Annotated in this window: 18 protein-coding genes and 1 riboswitch; of the genes, 6 read left to right on the top strand and 12 right to left on the bottom strand. The window is 54.9% G+C overall.

Annotation, left to right across the window (positions count from 1 at the left end; genetic code table 11):
• The first annotated feature begins 12 nt into the window (after positions 1 to 12).
• From ABID47_RS08600 to ABID47_RS08580, 5 genes are all read left to right on the top strand, one after another.
• Positions 13 to 1,788: a sensor histidine kinase gene (locus ABID47_RS08600; protein ID WP_354495914.1), complete on the top strand. Its 1,776-nt coding sequence runs from the start codon at positions 13 to 15 to the stop codon at positions 1,786 to 1,788.
• A gap of 2 nt (positions 1,789 to 1,790) precedes the next feature.
• Complete coding sequence (locus ABID47_RS08595; RefSeq protein ID WP_076170536.1) at positions 1,791 to 2,585, top strand: response regulator transcription factor; 795 nt, start codon at positions 1,791 to 1,793, stop codon at positions 2,583 to 2,585.
• 119 nt (positions 2,586 to 2,704) lie between these two features.
• On the top strand, positions 2,705 to 4,042 hold the full coding sequence (locus ABID47_RS08590; RefSeq protein ID WP_076170537.1) for an extracellular solute-binding protein: 1,338 nt from the start codon (positions 2,705 to 2,707) through the stop codon (positions 4,040 to 4,042).
• Between the two features lie 203 nt (positions 4,043 to 4,245).
• A complete protein-coding gene (locus tag ABID47_RS08585; protein WP_089545774.1) occupies positions 4,246 to 5,127 on the top strand; it encodes a carbohydrate ABC transporter permease in 882 nt (293 codons plus the stop codon).
• A gap of 54 nt (positions 5,128 to 5,181) precedes the next feature.
• Positions 5,182 to 6,027, top strand: coding sequence for a carbohydrate ABC transporter permease (locus ABID47_RS08580; protein ID WP_258875327.1), 846 nt, complete (start codon positions 5,182 to 5,184; stop codon positions 6,025 to 6,027).
• Positions 6,028 to 6,105: 78 nt separating this feature from the next.
• Here ABID47_RS08580 and ABID47_RS08575 read toward each other — a convergent pair whose 3' ends face one another.
• From ABID47_RS08575 to thiE, 6 genes are all read right to left on the bottom strand, one after another.
• Positions 6,106 to 8,982: a DUF5704 domain-containing protein gene (locus tag ABID47_RS08575; RefSeq protein ID WP_354495911.1), complete on the bottom strand. Its 2,877-nt coding sequence runs from the start codon at positions 8,980 to 8,982 to the stop codon at positions 6,106 to 6,108.
• Between the two features lie 516 nt (positions 8,983 to 9,498).
• The gene (locus ABID47_RS08570) at positions 9,499 to 10,734 is read right to left on the bottom strand and encodes an S-layer homology domain-containing protein (protein WP_354495909.1); all 1,236 of its coding nucleotides are present in this window, start codon (positions 10,732 to 10,734) and stop codon (positions 9,499 to 9,501) included.
• Between the two features lie 537 nt (positions 10,735 to 11,271).
• Positions 11,272 to 12,417 (bottom strand): glycine oxidase ThiO, encoded by a 1,146-nt coding sequence (thiO, locus tag ABID47_RS08565; protein WP_354495907.1) that lies wholly within the window; start codon positions 12,415 to 12,417, stop codon positions 11,272 to 11,274.
• A 26-nt stretch (positions 12,418 to 12,443) separates the two neighbouring features.
• On the bottom strand, positions 12,444 to 13,223 hold the full coding sequence (locus ABID47_RS08560; RefSeq protein ID WP_354495905.1) for a thiazole synthase: 780 nt from the start codon (positions 13,221 to 13,223) through the stop codon (positions 12,444 to 12,446).
• Positions 13,224 to 13,231: 8 nt separating this feature from the next.
• Complete coding sequence (gene thiS, locus ABID47_RS08555) at positions 13,232 to 13,429, bottom strand: sulfur carrier protein ThiS (protein ID WP_076170544.1); 198 nt, start codon at positions 13,427 to 13,429, stop codon at positions 13,232 to 13,234.
• Positions 13,413 to 14,060 (bottom strand): thiamine phosphate synthase, encoded by a 648-nt coding sequence (thiE, locus tag ABID47_RS08550; protein ID WP_354495903.1) that lies wholly within the window; start codon positions 14,058 to 14,060, stop codon positions 13,413 to 13,415. The genes thiS and thiE overlap by 17 nt, the downstream gene beginning before the upstream one ends.
• A 143-nt stretch (positions 14,061 to 14,203) precedes the next feature.
• Positions 14,204 to 14,313: riboswitch (TPP riboswitch) on the bottom strand.
• A 238-nt stretch (positions 14,314 to 14,551) separates the two neighbouring features.
• Between thiE and yhbH the strand changes: the two genes are divergently transcribed.
• Positions 14,552 to 15,709 carry a sporulation protein YhbH gene (gene yhbH / locus ABID47_RS08545; protein WP_076170546.1) on the top strand — a complete coding sequence of 386 codons (1,158 nt, stop codon included), beginning with the start codon at positions 14,552 to 14,554 and terminating at the stop codon, positions 15,707 to 15,709.
• A 277-nt stretch (positions 15,710 to 15,986) separates the two neighbouring features.
• On the opposite strand, the gene ABID47_RS08540 is transcribed toward yhbH, so the two are convergent.
• The 6 genes from ABID47_RS08540 to pnuC all read right to left on the bottom strand — a co-directional run bounded on the left by ABID47_RS08540 (position 15,987) and on the right by pnuC (position 22,227).
• Entirely contained in the window at positions 15,987 to 16,541 is a 555-nt protein-coding gene (locus ABID47_RS08540) for an NADAR family protein (RefSeq protein WP_354495901.1), read from the bottom strand.
• 85 nt (positions 16,542 to 16,626) lie between these two features.
• On the bottom strand, positions 16,627 to 17,346 hold the full coding sequence (locus ABID47_RS08535; protein WP_354495899.1) for a DUF1266 domain-containing protein: 720 nt from the start codon (positions 17,344 to 17,346) through the stop codon (positions 16,627 to 16,629).
• A gap of 15 nt (positions 17,347 to 17,361) precedes the next feature.
• On the bottom strand, positions 17,362 to 18,714 hold the full coding sequence (locus ABID47_RS08530; protein WP_354495896.1) for a tetratricopeptide repeat protein: 1,353 nt from the start codon (positions 18,712 to 18,714) through the stop codon (positions 17,362 to 17,364).
• The gene (locus tag ABID47_RS08525; RefSeq protein WP_354495894.1) at positions 18,711 to 20,414 is read right to left on the bottom strand and encodes a molecular chaperone HscC; all 1,704 of its coding nucleotides are present in this window, start codon (positions 20,412 to 20,414) and stop codon (positions 18,711 to 18,713) included. The genes ABID47_RS08530 and ABID47_RS08525 overlap by 4 nt, the downstream gene beginning before the upstream one ends.
• A gap of 131 nt (positions 20,415 to 20,545) precedes the next feature.
• On the bottom strand, positions 20,546 to 21,553 hold the full coding sequence (locus tag ABID47_RS08520) for an AAA family ATPase (protein WP_354495892.1): 1,008 nt from the start codon (positions 21,551 to 21,553) through the stop codon (positions 20,546 to 20,548).
• Positions 21,550 to 22,227 (bottom strand): nicotinamide riboside transporter PnuC, encoded by a 678-nt coding sequence (gene pnuC / locus ABID47_RS08515; RefSeq protein WP_354495890.1) that lies wholly within the window; start codon positions 22,225 to 22,227, stop codon positions 21,550 to 21,552. The genes ABID47_RS08520 and pnuC overlap by 4 nt, the downstream gene beginning before the upstream one ends.
• Positions 22,228 to 22,300 lie beyond the last annotated feature (73 nt).

The following is a 22,300-nucleotide window of genomic DNA, read 5'->3' as shown; positions in this document are numbered from 1 at the left end:
AGGTTGACCCTGATGCGAACGAAACTGAACCGGTTCAACACGCTCCGGAACCAAATGCTCTTCGGCTTTCTGTTTGTGATGCTCATTATTTTGTCGGTCGTGGGGATCGTGAACTTCGATACAGTCTCCAGGCTGCTGAAAAACAACGCGGAGAAGCACATTCAACAAACGGCCATTCAGGCGAGCGGAAGGCTTGAGGCCGTTCTGAACCAAATCGACTCCCTGACCACTCAGGTCGCCACCAATACCTACGTTCAGCAGGTGCTGCTGAACGAGTCGGCAGGCAGGCACGCCACGTTCTCGGAACGCCAGTCCTTGCTGAACAGCATCAAAATCGTTCAGACCTATGCCGACGGCGTCAACTCGGTCGAGCTGTACAGCGGCAGCAAACGCAGGCTGTTCCCGCTGGATGAAGGCCATCTGAACAGCAGGATCAGCCAGAAGTGGATCGATAACGCCCGCGAGGAAAAAGGGCGCATCGTCTGGATCGGGATCGATCCGCTGGATCCGAATTCCGTGCTGGCGATCCGCAGCGTCAGTCTGATGGACCAATGGTTCAGGCCGGGCGGGTATCTCCTCATCCGGATGAACCGTGAGATTTTTCAAATCGACGAGGCGCTGAACGAGGATGGCGGCCGCGAAACGATGCTGCTTGCCGACCGGAACTACAGCCTCATCGCCGTGAACGACGACCAGGTCACGCCCTGGCGCATCAAGTCCCTGGTGGATACGAGCGACGCGGTCGTCGCCATCGACGGTCAAAAGTACATGCTCGTCAAGCAGCAGTCCGCCTTGACCGGATGGACACTGCTGATCCTGACGCCAATCAGCGCGATCACAAGCGGCATTTCCGTACTGCGCACCGCGATCCTGGTCTCCGCGGGCATCGGCAGCATCCTGTTCATCCTGCTGTCCTTCCTGCTGTCGACCCTGATCACGCGGCCGGTCTTCCGCCTAATCAAGACGATGCGCAGCGCCCGGCTCAGCGGCCTCAAGCCGACGGTGCAAATTTCGTCCACCATCGAAATCAACGAGCTGAATCACTCCTACAACCAAATGGTTGAGCATATGAACGAGCTGATCGGGCTCGTTTACGAGAAGGAGATTTTGCAGAGCCGCACAGAATTGAAAGCGCTGCAGGCCCAAATCCATCCACATTTTCTGTTTAACACGCTTGAAGCGCTGTACTGGTCTCTCATGGAAAAAGACGAAGACGAGCTGGCCGAATATGTCGTGGCGATGGCCGATCTGTTCCGCTATACGATCACCGGGCCGGGCAAGGAGGAATGGGTCCGGCTTGAGGATGAGCTTGAGCATATCGAGCGCTACCTGCTTATCATGAAAATGCGGCTCGGCGACCGGCTGTCCTGGTCGATCTCGTCGCCGCCGGCCTTGGCATCGGTGCCGATGCCAAAGCTCCTGATCCAGCCCTTGGTGGAGAACGCCATCCTGCACGGCATCGAGGGCCGGATCGGCCCCGGCAAGGTGTCGGTCGGCGTCTCCCTGTCCGCGGATCAGATGCATCTGGTCGTCACGGTGACCGACGACGGAAAAGGCATCGATGAGGACAGCCTCCGCCGGATCGTCACGGCGCTTCAGTCCGGAATGACGCCGCCCTTCAAAGGCTCCGGCATGGGGATTTTTAACGTCCAGCAGCGGATCAAGCTCTACTACGGCGGGGACCGGCCGGATGAATCCGGGCTGGCGATCGACAGCCAAATCCACCGGGGAACCCGGGTAAGCTTAACCATTCCGATCCAGACAGGGATCCAGACAGGAGAGATGTAACGATGGTTAAATCGAAAACGATTTTAGTCGTAGATGACGAACCCCGAACGAGACAAGGATTGACCCGCATGCTGGAAACCTGGGGGAACGGCGCATGCAGCGTCATTTCAGCGGACAACGGCCGCGACGCCCTGGACCTGCTGGAGCGCGAGGCGGTCGATCTGCTTATTACCGATATCCGCATGCCGGAGATCAGCGGACTCAATCTGGTGCAGCAGCTGGAATCCGGATCACCGGCCGCCCAGCCGGCCATTATTCTGATTTCCGGCTACGCCGAATTCGAGTATGCGCAGCAGGCGATCCAGCTGGGCGTCGTCAATTATTTGCTCAAGCCGATCCGCAAGGACAAGCTGTTCGATGCTGTAGAGAAGGCGCTCCAGGTTCAGGAGGAACGCTCGCGGATGAGCAAAATCCAGCGCATGGTCGACAGCAAGCTCCTTGACGCCACCGGGGACGTGAATACGCTGGCAGAGCCGGTCCAAGAGGCGCTTCAATACGTGTCGCAGCATTTGGATCAAGGCTTCGGCCTGCGTGAAGTGGCCGATCACGTCCATTTAAACCCCAGCTATTTCAGCGTCCTTTTTAAGGAGCAGATGGATATGACCTTTATCGAATACGTCACCAGGCTCCGAATCCAGAAGGCCAAGGAGCTTCTCCTGCAGACCAAGCTGCCGGTCTCGGAAATCGCCGAACGCGTCGGCTATCAGACAACCAAGTATTTTAACAAGGTCTTCAAGGACTACGAAGGCGCAAGCCCTGGCGCCTACCGCAAAGGCGGTCAGGCAGCACCCAAATAAAGTGGAACTATACCCAAACGCTGTGCCCTTATGTCCTCCTAATACGGGATGCTACACTTGGCTTCAGAGGGAAAGCGCATACATCTCTCGCGATGATACGAAGGGGGAAACGGGCATTTATGAAAAAGAAATGGTTATCCGCATCCATGCTGCTGCTGGCATTGACACTCGTGCTGTCGGCCTGCGGCGGAAGTAAAAACAGTTCGGACGACGGCAAGACGGCCGCCGGCGGCGGGAGTTCATCCGGTGGTTCCGGTGATAAAGTCACGATCAAAATGATGCACCTGTGGCCGGACGGCAGCAATTCCGCCCAGAACAAGCTGGCGAAGCAAATCATCAGCGAATACGAGCAGGCCAACCCGAACGTCAAAGTCGAAACGGAAGTGCTTGAGAACGAGCAGTATAAAAATAAACTGAAGGTCCTCTCCGCCTCCAACAGCCTGCCGGACGTCGGCTTTACATGGGCTGCCGGATTTTTGGAGCCGTACGTTAAAGGCAACATGTTCGCCCCGCTGGACGACCTGCTTCAAGGCGACCTGAAAGACAAATTTGTAGCAGGAACGACCGAAGCCTACGCCGTGGACGGTAAGACATACGCGCTGCCTGTCGAGCTGAACATCGTGCCTGTTTATTACAACAAAGAGATTTTTGCCAAATACAATCTGCAGCCGCCGAAAACCTATGAAGAATTCAAAAATATCATCAAAACGCTGAACGACAACAAAGTCACCCCGATCGCGCTAGGATCGAAAGACGCCTGGACCGGCTCCTTCTGGTACATGTACCTGGCTGAGCGGCTCGGTGGTCCAGACGTGCAGGATCAGGCAGTAGCCAGCAGCACATTCAGCGATCCAAGCCTGATCCAGGCCGCCAAGGAAGCCCAGGATTTGGTGAAAAGCAATGCCTTTGTAAAAGGCTTTAACGGGCTGTCCAACGACGAGGCCAAATCCGAATTCATGAACGAGAAAGCGGCCATGTACGCTATGGGAACGTGGGAAGTGCCAAACTATACGACCAATCCGGATATCCCGCAGGAATTCAAGGACAAGATCGGCTTCTTCAAATTCCCGACGATCGAAGGCGGCAAGGGGAACATTAACGACTGGGTCGGCGGCGTCGGCGTTGGTATGTTCGTCTCCGAAAACTCCAAGGTCAAAGAGGATGCCAAGAAGTTCGTCAACTACTTCGTCAAAAGATGGGGTGAGCTGTCCGTGGTTGACGCAGGCATTATCCCGGGAACAAAGGTCGACACCTCCAGTGTCAAGCTGCCGCAAATGTTCATTGACGTCTTGAACGAACTGAATAACGCCAGCAAAGTCATTCTCTATCTGGACGTACAAATGAAACCGGGTGCCGCAGAAGAACATTACAACCTGATTCAGGCACTGCTCGGCAATGCCATCACACCGGAGGAATTCGCCAAAAAGCAGGAAGAGGCGTTAAAGACCGGCAAGTAACCGTCATGGTAGAGGATGAAAGGACGAACCGGTGAGCTCCGCCGGGGCGTCCTTTTCTCTAAGATATAAGAAAGGATAAGCTCCGGAGACTCGGCTTCCTATATCGCAAGAAAAACTTCCTCTAATGGCGGTCTGTCTTCTGTGAATTTACGTCGATAGACGTTTTTCTTCTCCGACTAGCATCGTAAGGAGGCTTCCTAGTTATGGACAAAGTGATGTCGAACAAAAAGATCATCGCCCTATACGTGCTGCCGTCCCTGCTTCTGATTATGGCCATCATATATATTCCCATCGTTCTTACCGGATACTACGGTCTGATGAAATGGGATGGCGTCAGCAGCATGAGTTTTATCGGGATGGAGAACTACGCCAGCCTGATGAAGGACAGCGCATTTTGGAACAGCGTGTACCATTCATTATTATTCGCGGTTCTATCGACGGTGAGCCTTGCCGTTTATATGATCGTTGCACTGATCCTGGCTGGGAACATTAAAGGGGCAGGACTTCTCCGGAAAATCTATTTGATTCCGATGCTGCTCTCTTCGGTAGCCATTGCCCAGCTGTGGCTGAAAATCTACCATCCGACAAACGGCATCCTCAATACGTTTCTCGTATCGCTGGGCGTGGAGGATCCCCCAGCGTGGCTGTCGGATCCGAAGCTCGTGCTGTACGCCCTGTTCATTCCGATTCTATGGCAGTACGCCGGTTTCTACATCCTGATCTACTACGCCGCCCTGAAAAACATTCCGGCATCGCTCATTGAAGCAGCCCGGATCGACGGAGCCAATCCGTGGCAGATTGCCCTCCGAATCAAGCTGCCGCTCGTTTCCGAGGTCGTCAAAGTCACGATTGTGCTGGCCGTCGTCGGCTCGCTGAAATATTTCGATTTGATCTACGTTATGACAGATGGCGGGCCAAACGGGGCCAGCGAAGTGATGGCGTCCTATATGTATCAAAAGGCGTTCCGCGGATTCGATTTCGGCTACGGCAGTGCGATCGGCTTCTTCCTGCTGATCATCTGCATGGTCGCCACCTGGGCGATCCGCAAGGCAACCGCCTCCAAAGACACGATTCAATATTCCTGATAAGAGGAGGTGCTTATGATGAGAACCGCAAGTCCGGCCGTATCCGTTCCCGTGATGCGGTCTTCCCGGCCTGTCGGCGCCAGAATCGGCACCGGCCTGCTCTATGTCGTGCTGATTGCGGGAGCGGTCCTGCAAATTTTGCCACTGGTATGGCTGCTTTTGTTTTCCTTGAAGAATAACCAGGAGGTATTCAATCTTCCACCTTTCGCCCTCCCCAGCCATCCCAAATGGGAGAACTATGAAAACGTATGGCAGCAGGGAAATATCGGCCGTTATTTTATTAACAGCGTCCTGATCACCGTCATAGCCGTCGTGCTGACGATTCTGCTCGCCAGCTTCGTGACCTTTGCGATCACCCGGATGCGCTGGAAGCTCAGCTCGCTCGTCCTCGGCCTGTTTATGGTGGGCATGATGATCCCGGTGCATTCGACCCTGATTCCCTTGTTCATCCTGTTTCAAAAAGTGGGGCTGACGGACAACCAGCTCAGCATCATCCTGTCCTACACCGCCTTTAACCTGCCGATCACAATCATGATCCTGCTCGGCTTCTATTACGCGCTGCCGCGGGAAGTGGAAGAGGCCGCCATTATGGACGGCTGCTCCGTGAACCGCATGTTCTTCCGGATCGTGATGCCGATGACGTTCTCCGTTATTGCCACGGCTGCGATCATCAACATGATTTATAACTGGAACGAGTTTATTTTCGTCAACACCTTCATCAGCTCGGACAACCTGAAGACCTTGACGGTCGGCGTCCAGAACTTCGTCGGACAGTACACGACCGACTGGGGCGCCATCGGGGCGACGCTGATGATCAGCATCCTGCCGATCCTCGTCATCTTCCTGGTGCTCAGCAACCGGATCGTGGAGGGCATTGCCGCCGGTTCGGTTAAAGGCTGATACGTTTAGGCATACCAAAAAGGGCTGTCCCCAAAGGTCAAAACTGACCTAAGGGCAGCCCTTTTTACTGATTTCCCGTTAATGCGGCACCTGGCTGCTGAAGTCATCCCTGCTGGATTGATCGGTCTGGTAGAAGACGACGTCGCCGTCTTTTAGCGCAAACCGGTTCCCGTAGGCATCCTGGATGTTCCGGTTAAAGCCTTCCATCTGCCACTGATTCATCAGCGGGGCGTAAATGTACTGCAAATGCGGATTTTTCAAGTCGCCCGCCTGAATGGACTCGATATTAAAGTTCACGACGATGTAGCCGTTCTTCAGAAAAATCGGGGACTTGTCGTCCAGCCCGCCGTGCGTGCGCCCGTATTCCGCCACATTCGTGCCCGCTTCGACCACATAGGGATCAGCCGGCAGGCTGTACTCGCCGTACCATTTCTGGATCGATACGTCCGCCCGTTCGCGGTTCACCGATTCAGGTACGGGGTCCTTCAGGCTGAGAAACGTCCGCAGCTGCTCAGGCAGAATCAACAGGCTGTAGCTTCCGACCGGCGTCTTTTGCTTCGTATACTTGTTTACATAGCTGTTGATGTATTCGTTCCGGTTCATCCCCCCGGCTGCGCCGCCATGATTAAACTTGTAGCCTGCCGTATCCCGCAGCTCCTGCGCGGGCACGTTCCGGAGCCGGTCATTTAAGATGACGTAACGCTGGACCTGATCCGCGGACGAGCCGATTTTCACAAAATGCTTCGAACTGGTGCTGTAGTACAGATCCACCGGAATCCGCGTATCCCCGCGGCCGTTGACGGCCTTCCCGTCTTTTCTGACATAATAGAAGGTTGGCGTGATGCGAATGCCGTCCAGCGGACCGAACATATTCCCTTTCGTTTTAAAATCAAACTTGAAGTGGTACCCGGTCTTGACGGACACGTTCTTGAACCCCTGCAGCGGGCTGCTCCCCGGACGGATCGGCAGCGTAAAGACGGCTGCATTGCCACGCGGATCGCCATCGATCCCTTTCTGACCAACCCAATAGGAGACGCCCGTCTGGATCGCGCTGCCCTTCTGGGACCGGAACACGGTTTCCCAATTGTAATCGGCAATATCCGTCACATGAAAATCGTACAGCCGTCCAATGACATCAACTGCCACCTCATCGTATGCGGCATGATGCACCAGGCTTGTATTGGCGTCATTTTGCTGCGTATAATCGGCCGGGGCATTTTCGGCAATATTGCGAAACGCGATCTGGTATGGACCTTCGTCCACCCATACCGGCAAATAAAAGGTCGTGTCCAGCTGGCCGACCGGAATGTCCACCCATGTATTTTTCGGAATAAAGGTGGTCCGGTTCCCATCATAGACGTCAAAAGGGAACTTGACCTGCTTGGTGCGGAAATACTTGGCGTAATCCCGGTTGCCGTAACCTGGATAGCTGACATGCTGCCCGCTCGTCGGAATCCGGACCGTGAACGGGCGTTCCAGAATCAGGGCGGACCGGCCGGCGTCCGGATTCGTTTTCTGGTTGTGCGCCGCATCGTCCGACACGGAGGAATCGTTGACCACAGGCGTATGGACCGTCACGGTGTTGATGCCGTAGATCGGAAACTCCTGGTTTTGCCCGCCGTTTATATTTCCCGGCATCAGGTCATATTCGATTTTGCCCGCGCTCGGCGTATCCTTTTTATTGGTTTTGCTGCGATCGATCAGATTTCCCGGGCTGTACAGCACGTTATCGCCGATCTGGGGCGGCTCAGGAATTTGAGACGGTGTCGGGCCGGATTCCTCAACCTTCTGGTTGTTCATCATCGTCTGTCCGTTAAAGACCAGCGAGTCATTCGTCACCTGGATTTTGCCGACGGCTTTCTCCGCTTCCCCTTTTAGGGCGCCTTCGTCATTCGGCACCGACGGCTTGGACTTGCCCCCGGTCAGTGTCTGTCCGGCAGCCGTAAGCTCTCCGGGCGGAGCAGGAGGATCGTAATTTCCAGTCGTCGCAGCGGCATAATACGGTGGAGTGTACCCACTCGGCTGGATGGCAATCCGGCCGCCCGGCAGGGCGTAATTGTCGAGAATCGCTTCGCGGATTTGGTAGACTTCCAGGTTATCGATTTTCCAGAAAGCATACCGCCGCTCAATTTGGTAGGTATACGTTTTGCTTTCGGTCTCGCTCTGCGGGTCCGGCTCGATATGCGTTCCTTTGCCATCGGCATTCGGCACTTCCTTGCCCGGATCCCACTTCAGCGTGTACTCCTTGGTTACGTTAACCGTATATGTGCACGTCCCGGTCATCTGTACGAATTTGTCCTGGTACAGGTGATTCCGGGCGAGCACATTGCCGTATAGGCTCTCGGAGGTCGGAATGCCCTGAAGCACGTCAAACCGCTCGCTGCCGCGGGCATCAGCTTTGATTTTGGCTGTCACGACGGGGTCCATGTATTTGCCGGTCATCGATTGACCCGGCGCCGGCTCGGTGCAGCTTACCCCGGGATCCGGGGGATCGACCGGCGGCGGTCCGTCCCCGCCTCCATCGCCGACGGTCACGGTGGCTGTGCCGTACAGGTAGTAGAGGCCGCTTTTCCATACGGCCGTGATTTTGGCCGTGCCTTTGCCTACGGCAGTGACGTTCCCGCTGCTGTCTACTGTAGCAACTGCCTTGTTATCCGAACTCCACACCGTCTCGGTTCGGGTGGTCACATCAACGAAGTCGCCAAAGCTCGTATCGCCCTTCACGCTGAAAGGCTTCGTGCGCACCTCAGCCTTAAAGTTCTTCTTCTCCCCGGGTTTCATCGATGCGTTCGCGGGAGTCACCCGCATTTCCTTGATTTCTTTGGCGGTGCCTTCCCAGGTGAGGTTAAGGTTGATGTCGTACTCGACCAGGTATTTAGGGAAGCCATTTGGTCGGTGTTTGATGTCGAGTTCTTCCCTATTTGTGAAATTAGGGCCACCTGTAATGATGTTCATGCCGATGCTTATATTATCAGAGAGAATGTATATATTCGGCATATTTTCCCCAGGTGTAAAGTAGATTGCATCTCCGAACGAAGTTTTATCTTTAACTAATTTCTTGTCTTCGACAGCACTTGATGGTACGGAAACCTTAGTAGAATCTTCAAAATTCCCTGGTTCATACTCTAAAGAATTTATTTTAGCCGAAGTTTCCTTCCTTACAGGGTATGGATTGTATTTATCGTCCCCAGCATTACTAGCAGTAACATGAGTGCCATTATCGTAATCTGCCTGAAAAGAACCATCGTCTAATTGATACCAGTAAATCCCTGGTTTAGCTGGTGCACTAGCGCTAACTTTCTTTGTAACTACTTGTCGTACTTGGGGGCCTGGCGGATTGATGATACTGTCAGACGGGTAGCTCTCTCCTGATACAAAACTAATATCAACTACTGCCATAAGGATAACTGTGTGAATGAGGGAGATTAAAAATACTATTTTTAATAACTTCATATTCTTTATCCCTTAATTTCACTTTGTTTCTGATGTGAAAATGCCAGCATATGTACCATCATCTGAATAAATGGTCTTTCCAACAGAGATGTCATCTTTCCCACGATATCTCTCTACTGAGGATGTGGTCCACAACCTAGTTTCTTTCCCAACTTTAAAGAAATCACTTCCTCCATCTGTAGTGAGCGTTTTAAAACCAAACCGCTTCGATGTAGAGCTAAACAATCTGTAACCTCCCTGCAAATCGGTTTTCAGACCGTTTGTATAACTCCGATTATTGAACCCTTGTTTAAGCGGTAGCACAGAAGAATCAATGAACACTAAATAAGACTTCTCAAAAAAGGGTGTCTGCTCATCCACAAACATCCGTCCATAAATACTTCCCGTCTGGTCCGCGCTCAAACCACTCATGAAAATATAATGATATATTTTAACTTTTCCAGTATTGTTTCTTAGGCTTACGTCCTTGCCCAGGATCGTTTTAAGCTCATGACCCTCAGCATACTGATACGCCGGAATCACCGTCCGGAGATTCGTCCCCGTCATCCCCACTTCCCGCAGCTCGTTCAATCCCTTGAACGCGCTTGGCGCCTTCGTCTGCGTCGTCTCGTAACGCTGAATAATCACCGCCACCTCCGCGCGAGTGGTCGTTTTGCCGCCGCCAAAGCTGTCGTCCGGGTACCCGGACATCAGTCCCGTTCCCAGCATGACCGACACATACGGATAGTCGGCCTTGTTCAAGCCGCCCTTGTAATACTCCGTCACCGGAACGATAGTGTCCTTCGTGTCCTCGATCGCCTGCTTGTACTCTCCGTCGCGGGCCGCCAGTCCCGAGGCCATCCACTTCGCCATTTCCACTCGCGTCAGCGGAGTGCCGGGCTTAAAGCCGTTTGCATAATCGGCCGGACTGAAAAAGCCCTTCCCCGCTGCCTCGCTCACTTCCTTTTCGCTCCAGTGCCCGGCCAAATCGGAAAATGCCGCTGCTCCGCCAGCGTTTTCGTTCTTCGACACCCTGGCCAGAATTGCCGCAAATTCAGCCCGTGTAACCGGGTCGTTCGGTCTGAATTTTCCGCTGCCGTCTCCTTTGAGGTAACCTTTGGTTACCGCATCGTTAATGGCCTGATACGCCCAGTGGGACGCCGGCACATCCTTAAAGGCCGCCGCCGCTGCGGCCGGCACGGGCTGCTCGATTGCTCCTGCCGTTCCAAGAATTATCGCCCCGGCAAAAATGGTCATCAACATCGCTTTGAACATACTTCTTCCGCTCCAATCTTTTAAAATATGCAGCTTCTTGAATTTCCTATTTCCTCAAATTCCCTGATCCACTAGCTTCCTTATCCTCCCTGACATTCTGGTACAATCTAACTTTCTACTTATTCCCGGACCGTCTGTGTTGCTGTTCGCTTTGTAGTTCTAAACTTAAACTCTCTTGCTAAAAAATATGTTTTCTTAACCGACGGGACTGCTTGCCCACGCGTGGCCCTAAGCAGCCACACCTCCTTATGTATTCCTGTGAAACTTCTTACCTATTTAGCATAGGACTACTTGCAGTATACTACAGGATTTTCGCAAAATTTGTCATTAATTGTCATTATACATCATCACCTCAATTATATGGGTTTAATGGATATATAAGATGTGTGTTCTACAAATAGTTTTACGACGCCCGACACAAAAAAACAAAGCAGGAATGCATTCCTGCTTTGCCATGTGCTTCATGCCAAACGAATAACTTTATATTGTCCGTACTTTTATCAGCTAGAACAAGCAATATTTAACGACGCCAATCCTTTATTTGCCCGAAAAAGCGCCCGCCTGAACCTCACCGAACCGGTTCGGCCGAAACGCTCCACACCACTCCGGCAGCGGCTTGCCCTCCACGCTATCGGCGATCAGCGCGGCCGTGACCGGGCTGAGCAGGATGCCGTTGCGGTAATGACCCGCAGCCACAAAAATATGGCCGGCATCGTTCAGCCGCCCGATCAGCGGCCGGCCGTCCAGCACCGCCGGGCGCAGTCCCGCCCAGCGGTGAAACGGCTGCACCTCACCAAGAACAGGCAGCACCTGTTTGTTCCACTCCGTCAGCCGCCGGATCCCTTTGTCCGTGACGGACGTATCGAACCCGGCGATATCCTCCGAGGCGCCGCAGACAAGCGTTTCGTTTGCTTTTTGGACCAGGTACCCTTGGCTGGTGAACACCAGATGCCGAAGCGGCTCGCGCTCCTCGTTCCAAGTGTAGGCGCAAATTTGCCCCCGGATCGGATGTACAGGAATCCGGATGCCAAGGGGTTCCGACATCTCCTGTACCCACGCACCGGTGCTGATCAGCAGCCGATCCGCTTCAAACCGATCGCCACTCTGCGCCCTCAGCGCAACCCGCTCCCGCCATTCAGCCAGCTCGATCCGGCCAAGATGCTCATGAATCTGCACGCCGGAGGCCAGGCAGGCCCTTTTGACCGCTTCCGTCAAATCCGGGGCATACACATGGCTCTCCACCGGAGTCCGCAAGGCAGCAACTGCCTCGCGGGTCAGCCCCGGCTCGGCATCGAACAGCGCGCTCCCCGTTAATATTTCGCCACCGGAGCCCCAGCTCCGCTGCCATTCCAGCCGGCTCTCCAGCGCCAGCAAATCCGCCTCGTGCCTCGCGACGTACAAGCTGCCGGTTTCGGCATATTCGAAGGAGACGCCGGAGATGTCCTTCACCGCCTGCTGCCACTGCGGATACAGCGACAAGCTCTCGCGGCACAACCGGAAGAACTCGTCCGGCGACTCCACGTTCTCCGAATACGGAGCAAGCATTCCTGCCGCCGCCCCAGAGGCCTGCCCGCCGCAGGGACCCTTTTCGAGCAGCGTGACGTTCAGGCCGCGGCGGCGCAGCTCCAGCGCGCAAGATAATCCGATGATGCCGCCTCCCATGACGATGATGTCTCCGCTCATTGTTACAGCCCCCTGTCCATCCTTTTTTATTCGATGACGAGCGATTCCAGGCCGCTGCTGGCCGAAGCATATTTCTTCTTCGGAATCCGCCCGGACAAGTAAGCCAAACGCCCCGCCTCAACCGCCAGCCTCATCGACCGGGCCATCATTACGGGGTCTTTGGCTTTGGCCACCGGGGTATTCATCAGAATGCCGGAGACTCCCAGCTCCATCGCGAGCGCCACGTCGCTGGCTGTCCCGAGCCCCGCATCCACGATGACAGGGACCGACAGCTCCTCCACGATCAATCCGAGATGGTACGGATTCAGAATGCCGAGGCCGGTCCCGATGGGCGCTGCGCCGGGCATAACCGCGGCTGCTCCGGCCTCCTCCAGCTTTTTGCAGATCACCGGATCGTCGGAGATATACGGCAGTACCGTAAAACCTTCCTTGACCAATATTTCCGTCGCTTTTAACGTTTCAATCGGATCGGGCAGGAGCGTGCGCTTATTCGCGCTAATCTCCACCTTGATCCAGTCGCTGAGTCCCGAAGCCCGCGCCAGGCGGGCAATCCGGACCGCCTCATCAGCCGTTGTCGCTCCGGAGGTGTTGGGAAGATAGATGTATTTCTGGGGCTCCACATGCTGCAGAATCGAGTCATCCTCCACCGAATCGAGATGGATCCGGCGGATGGCGAACGTCAGCACCTCAGTTCCCGAAGCTTTGATCGCCTCCATCTGCACATAAGGATCGGGGAACAGCCCGGTCCCCAAAAACAACCGCGACGACAGTTCCTGTCCGCCAACCTGCCAATTATCTATGCTCATTTTTCCCCTCAACCTCCCGCTACGAAATGGACCAGCTCCAGCTTCATTCCAGGTACAACCGGAGTCGTCTCCCACTGCTCAATCTTCAGCACCTGTCCGTCCGCTTCCACCATGACCGGCCTGCCGGACAGCCCCAGCAAGCGGAGGACATCGGCTACCGTCTCGGCCGCCAGCTCCCGCTTTGTTCCGTTAACGACCAGTTCCATCCGCCGCTCCTCCTCTACCTTCAAGCTTGTGAATGAACGCCCGGCATACCGCTTCCGGGTCAGGGCTGCCGACGATTTCGCTCACCGCGCAGACGCGGCTCGCACCGGCCCGGATCACTTCGTCCACGTTGCCCAGCTTGATGCCGCCAATCGCCACAAACGGGATGTTAATGACCCCGGCGACTTCCCGAATGTACGAAAGACCGACCGGATCCACCACATCGGCTTTCGTAGCCGTCGCATAGATCGGCCCGACGCCGATATAATCCGCCCCTTCCGCTTCGGCGAGCTGCGCTTCGGAAATCGCATGGGTGGATATGCCGATGATCTTGGAACCGACAAGCTTTCTGGCTTCCGCGATCGGCATATCGCCTTGACCGAGGTGAATCCCGTCCGCATCCACCTCCATCGCGATATCAACGTGATCGTTCACGATAAAAGGAACGCCGTAGCGGCGGGTCAGCTCCCGCAGCTCTGCTGCCTTGCGCAGCAGCTCTTCCCTGCCGCTTGTTTTGTCGCGGAATTGAACGATGTCCGCGCCTCCCCGAATAGCTTGCTCCATCACGTCCACCAGCCGGCGTCCCGGATGGAACGTCTCGCCGGTAATCGCATACAGACGAAAATCGACCATGACTGCTTCTCCTCTCTTCCCTTTGCCATTCCCTCCATTTCATGCCGGCTTCTATCATCGCGAAGGGTAAGCCCTCGTCTTGCGAAAGCGCCCTCTTACCCGGTTAACACAAAAAAACCATTCGAGAAATACACGAATGGCACCGCAATTCGAATGATATTCTCTACGCCAGCATTACCTGGATCAGATTAACGGTCCGCAGCATAAGGCTGCCATCTCAGCCGGACTTCATCCAGCACCCGCATTCCTATTTAATTTCACAACCACTATAGCCCAAACTGCTGACTTTTGGCAATAGCCAGAGTGAGATCACCGGCATCGGAACGCTTATCTCATCCATAGCAGCGATTCTCGCAAAATTTCATATATTTGGGTGCGGCAAACTTCTTATTTTATCTCTTGCGTCATCACATATCGTCCCCGCCCGTGAATATAAATGTTTAACAAGCCAAAGTTTGTGCTGAGTATGGGAACATGGGAGGTGCCTGAACATGCCATCAGACGATCATTCGCTGTTTGTGGTGTCCAAGGAGGACTGGTCACTGCACCGGAAAGGGTACCAGGATCAGGTCCGCCATCAGGAGAAGGTTAAGGAAATTATCAAGCAGAACCTGCCCGACCTGATCACAGAAGAAAACATCGTGATGTCGGACGGTAAGCAAATCATCAAGGTGCCCATCCGGAGCCTCGATGAATACCGTTTCATTTATAACTACCAGAAGCAAAAGCATGTCGGCCAGGGAGACGGCGACAGCCAGGTGGGAGACGTGCTGGGCAGGGATCCGGTGCAAAAGCCGGGTCAAGGCGAAAAAGCCGGTGACCAGCCCGGCCAGGACATTATGGAAGCCGAGATCAGCCTCGAGGACTTGGAGAACATGCTGTTCGATCAGCTGGAGCTGCCGAATATGAAGCCGAAAGAGCAGCAGGAAGTCGAAACCGAATCGATCACGTTCAACGACATCCGCAAAAAAGGCATGCAGTCCAACATCGACAAGAAGCGGACGATCCTGGAAAATCTGCGGCGCAACGCCACCAGCGGCAAGCCGGGAATTCACCATATCAGCCCCGACGATCTGCGTTACAAAACGTGGGAGGACATCGTCGTTCCCCATTCCAGCGCGGTCATCATTGCGATGATGGATACGTCCGGGTCGATGGGCACGTTTGAAAAATACTGTGCGCGCAGCTTCTTCTTCTGGATGACCCGCTTCCTGCGCCGCCAATACGAAAAGGTCGACATCGTCTTTGTGGCCCACCATACGGAGGCCAAAGAAGTCACCGAAGAAGATTTCTTTACCCGGGGCGAAAGCGGGGGCACGATCTGCTCGTCCGCCTACCAGAAAGCGCTGGAAATTATCGACCGGCGCTACCCGCCCGCCAAGTACAATATTTATCCGTTCCATTTCTCGGACGGCGACAACCTGACTTCCGATAACGAACGCTGCGTGCGGCTGATTGGCGAGCTGCTTAAAGTCAGCAACATGTTCGGTTACGGAGAGGTCAACCAGTACAACCGGAGCAGCACGCTGATGTCCGCGTACCGGAATATCAAGCTCGACCAGTTCATGTATTACGTCATCAAGGAAAAGGGCGAGGTCTACCAGGCGCTGCGTACGTTCTTTAAAAAGCAGGAAGGCGCACTGACCTAAGCCGAAACACCGCCTCCTCGAACGCAAAATTATGGCATATAAAAAGGTCGTTGTCCCGTTACGCGAGTAACCGACAACGACCTTTTTGCATGGCCGGGTGACCTCTATATAGCATGACCCTCGATTTGCAGCCTTTTTCCCACAGTCGACTGATCCTGACTCCTGCCAGGCCCCTCACTGACGGCATGCTCCTCATTGCCAGCGTGCTCCTTACTGCTGCCAAGTTCTTCACTCCCGCTAGGCCCCGCACGCACGACGTGCATGTTTCGTACTTCCGCTAGACTTCTTCCGCCTGCAGACGGTCCCGAACCTCCATCAAGGCAAAGCCAAGCAGGTTCTTCCCTTTCCACAGCAGCGGGTTAAGGACCGCTTCGTCGTCCGCGGCCAACCCAACGCCCCAGATCGAATCCACGGGACTTGCCTCTACCAGCACCCGCTGCCCGGTGCCCAGCAGAAATTGCTTCAAATCGTCGTTTTGGGAAAACTTCGCTTCATTTCCCCGGACCACAATGGAGTACCCTTCCCGGTCCCATGCGGCTGGATCGAATCCTCTCACCTTCCGCCCCAGATCTTTGGCCTGCTTCGGATGCTTGGCAGCAAGAATCTGTTCCCGGATCTCTTCGTCACCGAACAGCCTGGCTTTCTCGGCCATCATATAATGCTCGGCACTTGCATATTCCACACCGTCCACGGTAAACTTTGCTTCCCACCACTGGCTGAAGCAGCTCTTCGTAATAGATCCGTCCGCCGCGGGCTGGTGCCCCCAGAAAAAAACATATTTCAGCTTGGTCCCTTTCCGGAATGCCTTCCGTAGTTCTTCCAAGGTATACATCCAATTCCCCCCTATAAGAGCTTCGGGCGTACTTAAGCCCTACAATCTAAAGGTCCTGTGACCCGCAAGCCCGTTGATCCCCGCCTCAGGCATCCAGACTGGCCGATCCCTTGCGGTACGCTGCTCGTTCGCCTCCCGGTTCAAGCGGAATATCCCATGGCGCCTTCCGGGAAGCGAAGGTACCCATCCCCAGAAGCGTCTGCCCGCGGGTCATGATGTGGACCATATTCCCAAACTGCTCCTCCGGTTTCCAAAAGCGGCTGGCGGCCATAAATGCGATCAAATACTCTTCCCAGCTGCCGTAGTGCTGCTGCACGTACCCGGCGGCTTCCAATTTAATGGCCCAGGCCTCTTCCTTCGTCAAATATCCGTAAGCGAGCCCAACCCGGCTCAAGAAAATCGCCCAACCGCCCCCGAAGGCAGCTATTTCTCCGGCAGGCAGCTGCGGCAGAAACGTCTGAATCACGCTCATCCGCGCATATTCCGGATGATCTTTGGACGCCTCCATCCAGTTTTGCCTTGCCTGTTCCGGCAGCGCCGACAGTTCGGCGTGCAGAGCCTTATAATCGTCACGGTTCCCGTCCTCCAGCAGCCAGCGAATCCGGGTCTTTAAGGACTCGGCATCCTTGATGTCCCAGAGCCGCAGCCCCTTTTTCAAAACCCGGTTCCCGAGGTAACGCTCAAATTTCAAAAACTCGTACGGCACATAATAATAAGCCAGCACGCTGTCGATGCATACGCTGGAGAGACTGCGGAAGTACAGCTCCAGCTGTTTGATTTGCTTCTTCTTGTAATCGCTGCGCATGTCGTCCTCCATTATCTAGGTTGATAGCACCCGGTGTGCTCTTAACGTTCTGTATAAATACCACAGCAGAATGGCCACGAACACCCCCGTGACGATAACGGGCACGTCAAAAAACAACTGCAGCACGATATACACAAAAATATAAAGCCAAGTTAACCGAAGAAATAAAAAACCGTCGAATATAATATTGTTTTTGACCACTTTGCGGTGCTCGGCCGGGTCGATCTTCCCCTGATCGTAGTGATGCTTATTTGCCGTAGACGACCAGTACATCAGGGTGCTCATATGCTGATTGTTTGTGTCAAAAGAACGCTTCATCCGTTCCTTGGCCTCCGATATCCGTCCCATCGCGGTGAGGCACCGTCCCGCCAAACAGAGTGCATCCTGATCTTCCGGATGGGCAGCCAAAATGCGCTCGCAATCCGAAAGCGCCTCTTCATACCGCTGATCATCGTATCGAAGCTGTGCCGCGTAACGATAAGCCTCCAGATCATCCGGCTGCAGCAGGATCGCATGGCCGAAACATTTCAGCGCTTCCTGCCGGTTGCCCACGGCCAGGTTATATTTTCCCCATAGCAGCTGCAGATCCAGATCGTCGGCAAACCACGCCGAAGCTTCGGACAAGCACGCTTCCGCTTCTTCCAGCTCTCCTTCCATCAGCATATCCAGCGCTGACTCCCGCAGATCCAAAAATCTCTCAATGTCCGCGCCATCCCCTACGGGAGCGTTAGCGAGCGAGCCATAACGCAGCTCCCGTGATCCGTCCAGCTGCTGCAGGATGTATTCGGCAAAATACGTTGGATACCGCTCCCGCAGTTCTTCGGGATCTTCCGTAAAGTAAAACGTGCCGTCCAGCAGCTGCCAAACGTCTCGCGGGAGATGCCTGCAGGACATCAGAAAGGACACGAACGCATGCTGCAGCTCCGGCCCGCGTTCGACGTCCCATACGATATCCTCGTTCAGCAGCCGCTCCCACGACTCCACCCGAATCCGTGCCGGAAAGTCGTCGTACAGCTCCCCTGCCTGATGAATCCACAGGCTGATTGGATCTGCGCTTGCTGTGGCTTGGAATATTTCATTTGAATATGTGGTTTGTGCAATAGGCGCGCCATGTTGATCAACTTCCCCTTTGGTATCCTCCGGCGGGTAGAACGGCATGGAAAGCTCATCCTCAGCCTCAGCCGGCTCACGTACCGTTGTACTGGCCTCCTTGGCGAACTTGGATGCCGCCTCATAAGCTTCCCGAAGCTGCTGATAGCCCTCGGGATCGTCCTCGGGATGATGCTGCTTCAGCTTGGCGGCATAAGCCTTCTTGATGATGCGCAGCTCCGTGGTCCGCTCGATCCCCAACCTTTCCCAGATGTTCATGTGAAGCTCAACCACCTTTCCAGCTGTTCCAATCGATCCTTGAAGACCTCGGCAGCTTTTTTGATTTCGCGGTCATCCTGGGTATGCAGTGCCTTTTCGAACTGTCCGATATAGGCAGCGATCACTTCCCTGCTCTCGCCCAGCGCCTCTTCATACAGCCGCTCGCCCCTGGCCAGCAGCAGCCGGTTTTCCGCCCGGTCTCTCGGGTGAATTTTGATATCCTGAAGCTCCAGCAGCCGCGCCTCGATCTCTTCCTTCGTCATGCTGCCGGCGTTCTTCTCGATGACGGCGCGCTTCTTCTCGCCGGTCGCAACGCTGGTCACCTCGACCTCCAAAATCCCGTTAATGTCATAGGTATAACGGACGTCAATCTTCTGCTCGCCGGCAGGGGCCGGCGGCACCTTAATGTGGAGCTCGCCGAGCTTGATGTTGTTCTCGACACGCCGGCTCTCGCCCTGATAAATATCAACGGTTAACCGCCGCTGATTGTCAGACACCGTGCAGAGCCGCTCAATCCGGCTGACCGGGATCGGCGTGTTGCGCTCGATGATCGGGAAGAAATGCCCCGATGAGAATCCCCCTTTGCCCAGTTCCTGCACAATGCTGGTACCCAGGGTATAAGGGCACACGTCGGTAAGGATCATCTCGTTCAGCGCCTCATTTCGCTCCTTCAGCGCCGACTGGATGGCCGCGCCGACGGCAACCGTCTCATCCGGATTGATGTCGCTGTACGGCATGCGGCCGAACATGCGGCCGATGACGCTTTTTATAAGCGTCATTCGGGTGGCTCCTCCGATCAGGATCACCGCATCCAGATCGGACGGGGACAAGGACGCGTCTCGCAGCGCCCGCTCGATCGGCTGGCGCAGCCTCAGGAGCAGCGGATGGGCCAGCTTTTCAAATTCGTTACGGTCAAGCCGCACTTCATACCGGGTTCCATCGATCGTCAAAGCCATTTCAGCCGACGCCTCCCGTCCCAGGGCAAGCTTGCAGCTCTCCGCCTGTTTATGTATAGCCGATCTTGTTTTCGGGTCCAGCGCCTCCCACTCCATTTGGTGCGTCTCCAGAAAATGCGTCACAAGCAGCTCCGTAAAGTCCTCACCGCCAAGGAAATTGTCCCCCGCGATAGACTTCACCTCCATGACTCCCTCGAACAGTTCCAGGATGGAGACGTCAAAGGTTCCTCCGCCCAGGTCGAACACGAGAAACTGGGTTTCCGGCTGCTCTTGGTGCAGACCGTAGGCCACCGCCGCCGCGGTCGGCTCGCTGATCAGCCGCTCGACACGCAGACCGGCGATTTCGGCTGCGTGCTTCGTCGCTTTGCGCTGGGCATCGTTGAAGTATGCCGGGACGCTGATCACCGCCTCCGTCACGGGTTCGCCCAAGTAGCTCTCGGCGTCCTCCTTCAAAGCCTTTAATATAAAGGACGACAGTTCCTCTGGTGTAAAGGAGTGAGGGCCAAGCTCGTATTTTTTCTCTGTTCCCATAAACCGTTTAAAAGTGGCAGCCGTCCGCTCCGGATGGGTAATCAAGCGCTCCTGGGCAATCCGGCCGACCACAATTTCGCCGTTTTCGTCCACGCTGACGATGGACGGTGTCAAATGTTCTCCGAGCACGTTGGGAATGACCACCGCACGGTCCTGTGCCCAGCAGGCCACCAGGCTGTTGGTCGTTCCCAGATCGATTCCGATCACAGCCAATGAAATCCCCCTCTTTCCTGTTGAATGTTACCTATTCATTAGCCGGCCCGAGCCTTAGGCTCCAGGCCAATCTAGCAATCCGTTCTCTATTCTACCAGCAGCCCCCTCTTTAATCCAATAATTGGGCTGGCTTAAACAAGGCTTCCAAAATAGTTGCTGTACGGAACAAACGCCTTCAGTACCTCCTCGACCCGCTTGATCCGCTCCTCCAGCGATCCCCTTAATGGGATGTAAGGAATCCGGCGCTCCTTCAAATCGGCGATAATCTGCTTGTGGAATACATGCCGCTTCTGGTCCCCGCTTCGGTCCCACGTATCGTCATATGGGATATCGTCCTCGCACAGGAAAAAGAGATCGTATCTGCCGGCGTTCTCCAGCGCCAGCCGGGTCAGCAGCTCCGGAGCCCGGCCGTGATAATCCAGCGCGAACATATAGGTCGTGATGGCGTTCGTGTCCACGAACAGATACCGGTTCGCTTCCAGCAGCGCCTTCTCTTCGCGCTCGATATGCCCCGTTGCAATCTCGCCAAAAGCCTCGAAGCTGATCCGCCGGTCCACCTGATGCTCCGTCCAATAATCCCGGCCGTACTCGCTGGCATAAGTTGTGTTGTATTTGCCGGCCAGCGCCTCCGTCAGCGTTGACTTGCCGGTCGACATCGCTCCGACGAAGACCACCTTCGTAATGAGATCACGGTATACGATGTCGCTTACAAATTGCCGGTGCTTATACGGGTCCTCCCGGATCATCGTCGCCGAAATCGGCACCACGCCCCTCGCCTCATCGACGCGGCGGTCCACGGCGCCGAGCGCCTTGCTCATGTGCTCGCCGTAAAACTCGCTCGAGTAGAAATGCGTAACCTGCTCGCCGTCAAGCAGCCCCAAAATATACTGCTCCTCCCGAATTTCATGCTCCCAGTCATTCGAATAGCCGTCCGGACCGTCCCACGCTTCGATCACCCTGACGCCCGGATACAGCTTCCGGATCCAGCCTGCGCGGATATGCAGCGGAATGGTCGTGACCGTCGTATCGTAAATGACCACGATCAGTTCATCCACTTCCTTCAACGCCGTCTCCACCATGTATTGATGCCCTTTATGAAAAGGGGCGAATTTCCCCAACGTCAGTCCCAGCTTTTTCATCGGTAAGCCTCCTTTGCCCCTTTGGTCCAAGTGTAATAACCGTACGCCGCATTGATGAGATACGCGCTCCACATGACGATCATGAGCAGCCCGTCAGGACTGCCGTCCAGGGTACGCAGCACCCACAGCAGCACGGTAAAAGCATTCAGTACGATATACACCAGCCATTGTTCCTTATAACGCCATACCATCAGGAAGGTTGAGACAACCGACAGCACGTTGGTGATCGCATCGATGTACGGCGAATTTTGCGTCGGTATCAGCGACAGGAAAAAACCGATCATCACGCTGCCCAGCACGCAGGCGGCTCCGGTCCACAGAATCCCTCGAAGGCTCATGCGGCGCATCTCAAGCTTGCCGCCATCCTGATGCTTCCGCCACAGGAAAAAGCCGACCACGTTCATCGGAACGAAGAACAGCAGATTCAGCAGCATCTCCCCGTAAATCCCGTTCGTATAAGCCAGGTACGCGTACCCGAACGTGTTGTACATCCCGAATACATAACTCATCAGGTTGCCCTTCGCTGCCAGCACCACGCACAGCACGCCGGTCAGAAACACGGTAAACCCGAACAGGCTATCCTTCATGATCACCGTAAGTCCCACCGCAATTCCGCAAAATACGCCGAGCCATACCAGCTCGTAGGCGCTCCATCCTTTAAACCATTTTCCCATGTCCGTTCCCTCCAGCTGCTCCATTACGCCTTCACAGATCACCGTGACCGATGAGGGTAATGATGAGATATCA

Origin of the sequence: Paenibacillus favisporus, from assembly GCF_040545415.1 — a bacterium.
In the GTDB taxonomy this organism is placed as follows: domain Bacteria; phylum Bacillota; class Bacilli; order Paenibacillales; family Paenibacillaceae; genus Paenibacillus_AQ; species Paenibacillus_AQ favisporus.
This window is presented reverse-complemented; position numbering and strand designations above follow the sequence as displayed.

Excerpts from the sequence above, each read along its gene's own strand:
- ABID47_RS08600 (WP_354495914.1), top strand. The coding sequence starts at position 13 with ATGCGAACGAAACTGAACCGGTTCAACACGCTCCGGAACCAAATGCTC.
- ABID47_RS08595 (WP_076170536.1), top strand. The coding sequence starts at position 1,791 with ATGGTTAAATCGAAAACGATTTTAGTCGTAGATGACGAACCCCGAACG.
- ABID47_RS08590 (WP_076170537.1), top strand. The coding sequence starts at position 2,705 with ATGAAAAAGAAATGGTTATCCGCATCCATGCTGCTGCTGGCATTGACA.
- ABID47_RS08585 (WP_089545774.1), top strand. The coding sequence starts at position 4,246 with ATGGACAAAGTGATGTCGAACAAAAAGATCATCGCCCTATACGTGCTG.
- ABID47_RS08580 (WP_258875327.1), top strand. The coding sequence starts at position 5,182 with ATGCGGTCTTCCCGGCCTGTCGGCGCCAGAATCGGCACCGGCCTGCTC.
- ABID47_RS08575 (WP_354495911.1), bottom strand. The coding sequence starts at position 8,982 with ATGAACATCATTACAGGTGGCCCTAATTTCACAAATAGGGAAGAACTC.
- ABID47_RS08570 (WP_354495909.1), bottom strand. The coding sequence starts at position 10,734 with ATGTTCAAAGCGATGTTGATGACCATTTTTGCCGGGGCGATAATTCTT.
- thiO (WP_354495907.1), bottom strand. The coding sequence starts at position 12,417 with ATGAGCGGAGACATCATCGTCATGGGAGGCGGCATCATCGGATTATCT.
- ABID47_RS08560 (WP_354495905.1), bottom strand. The coding sequence starts at position 13,223 with ATGAGCATAGATAATTGGCAGGTTGGCGGACAGGAACTGTCGTCGCGG.
- thiS (WP_076170544.1), bottom strand. The coding sequence starts at position 13,429 with ATGGAACTGGTCGTTAACGGAACAAAGCGGGAGCTGGCGGCCGAGACG.
- thiE (WP_354495903.1), bottom strand. The coding sequence starts at position 14,060 with ATGGTCGATTTTCGTCTGTATGCGATTACCGGCGAGACGTTCCATCCG.
- yhbH (WP_076170546.1), top strand. The coding sequence starts at position 14,552 with ATGCCATCAGACGATCATTCGCTGTTTGTGGTGTCCAAGGAGGACTGG.
- ABID47_RS08540 (WP_354495901.1), bottom strand. The coding sequence starts at position 16,541 with ATGTATACCTTGGAAGAACTACGGAAGGCATTCCGGAAAGGGACCAAG.
- ABID47_RS08535 (WP_354495899.1), bottom strand. The coding sequence starts at position 17,346 with ATGCGCAGCGATTACAAGAAGAAGCAAATCAAACAGCTGGAGCTGTAC.
- ABID47_RS08530 (WP_354495896.1), bottom strand. The coding sequence starts at position 18,714 with ATGAACATCTGGGAAAGGTTGGGGATCGAGCGGACCACGGAGCTGCGC.
- ABID47_RS08520 (WP_354495892.1), bottom strand. The coding sequence starts at position 21,553 with ATGAAAAAGCTGGGACTGACGTTGGGGAAATTCGCCCCTTTTCATAAA.
- pnuC (WP_354495890.1), bottom strand. The coding sequence starts at position 22,227 with ATGGGAAAATGGTTTAAAGGATGGAGCGCCTACGAGCTGGTATGGCTC.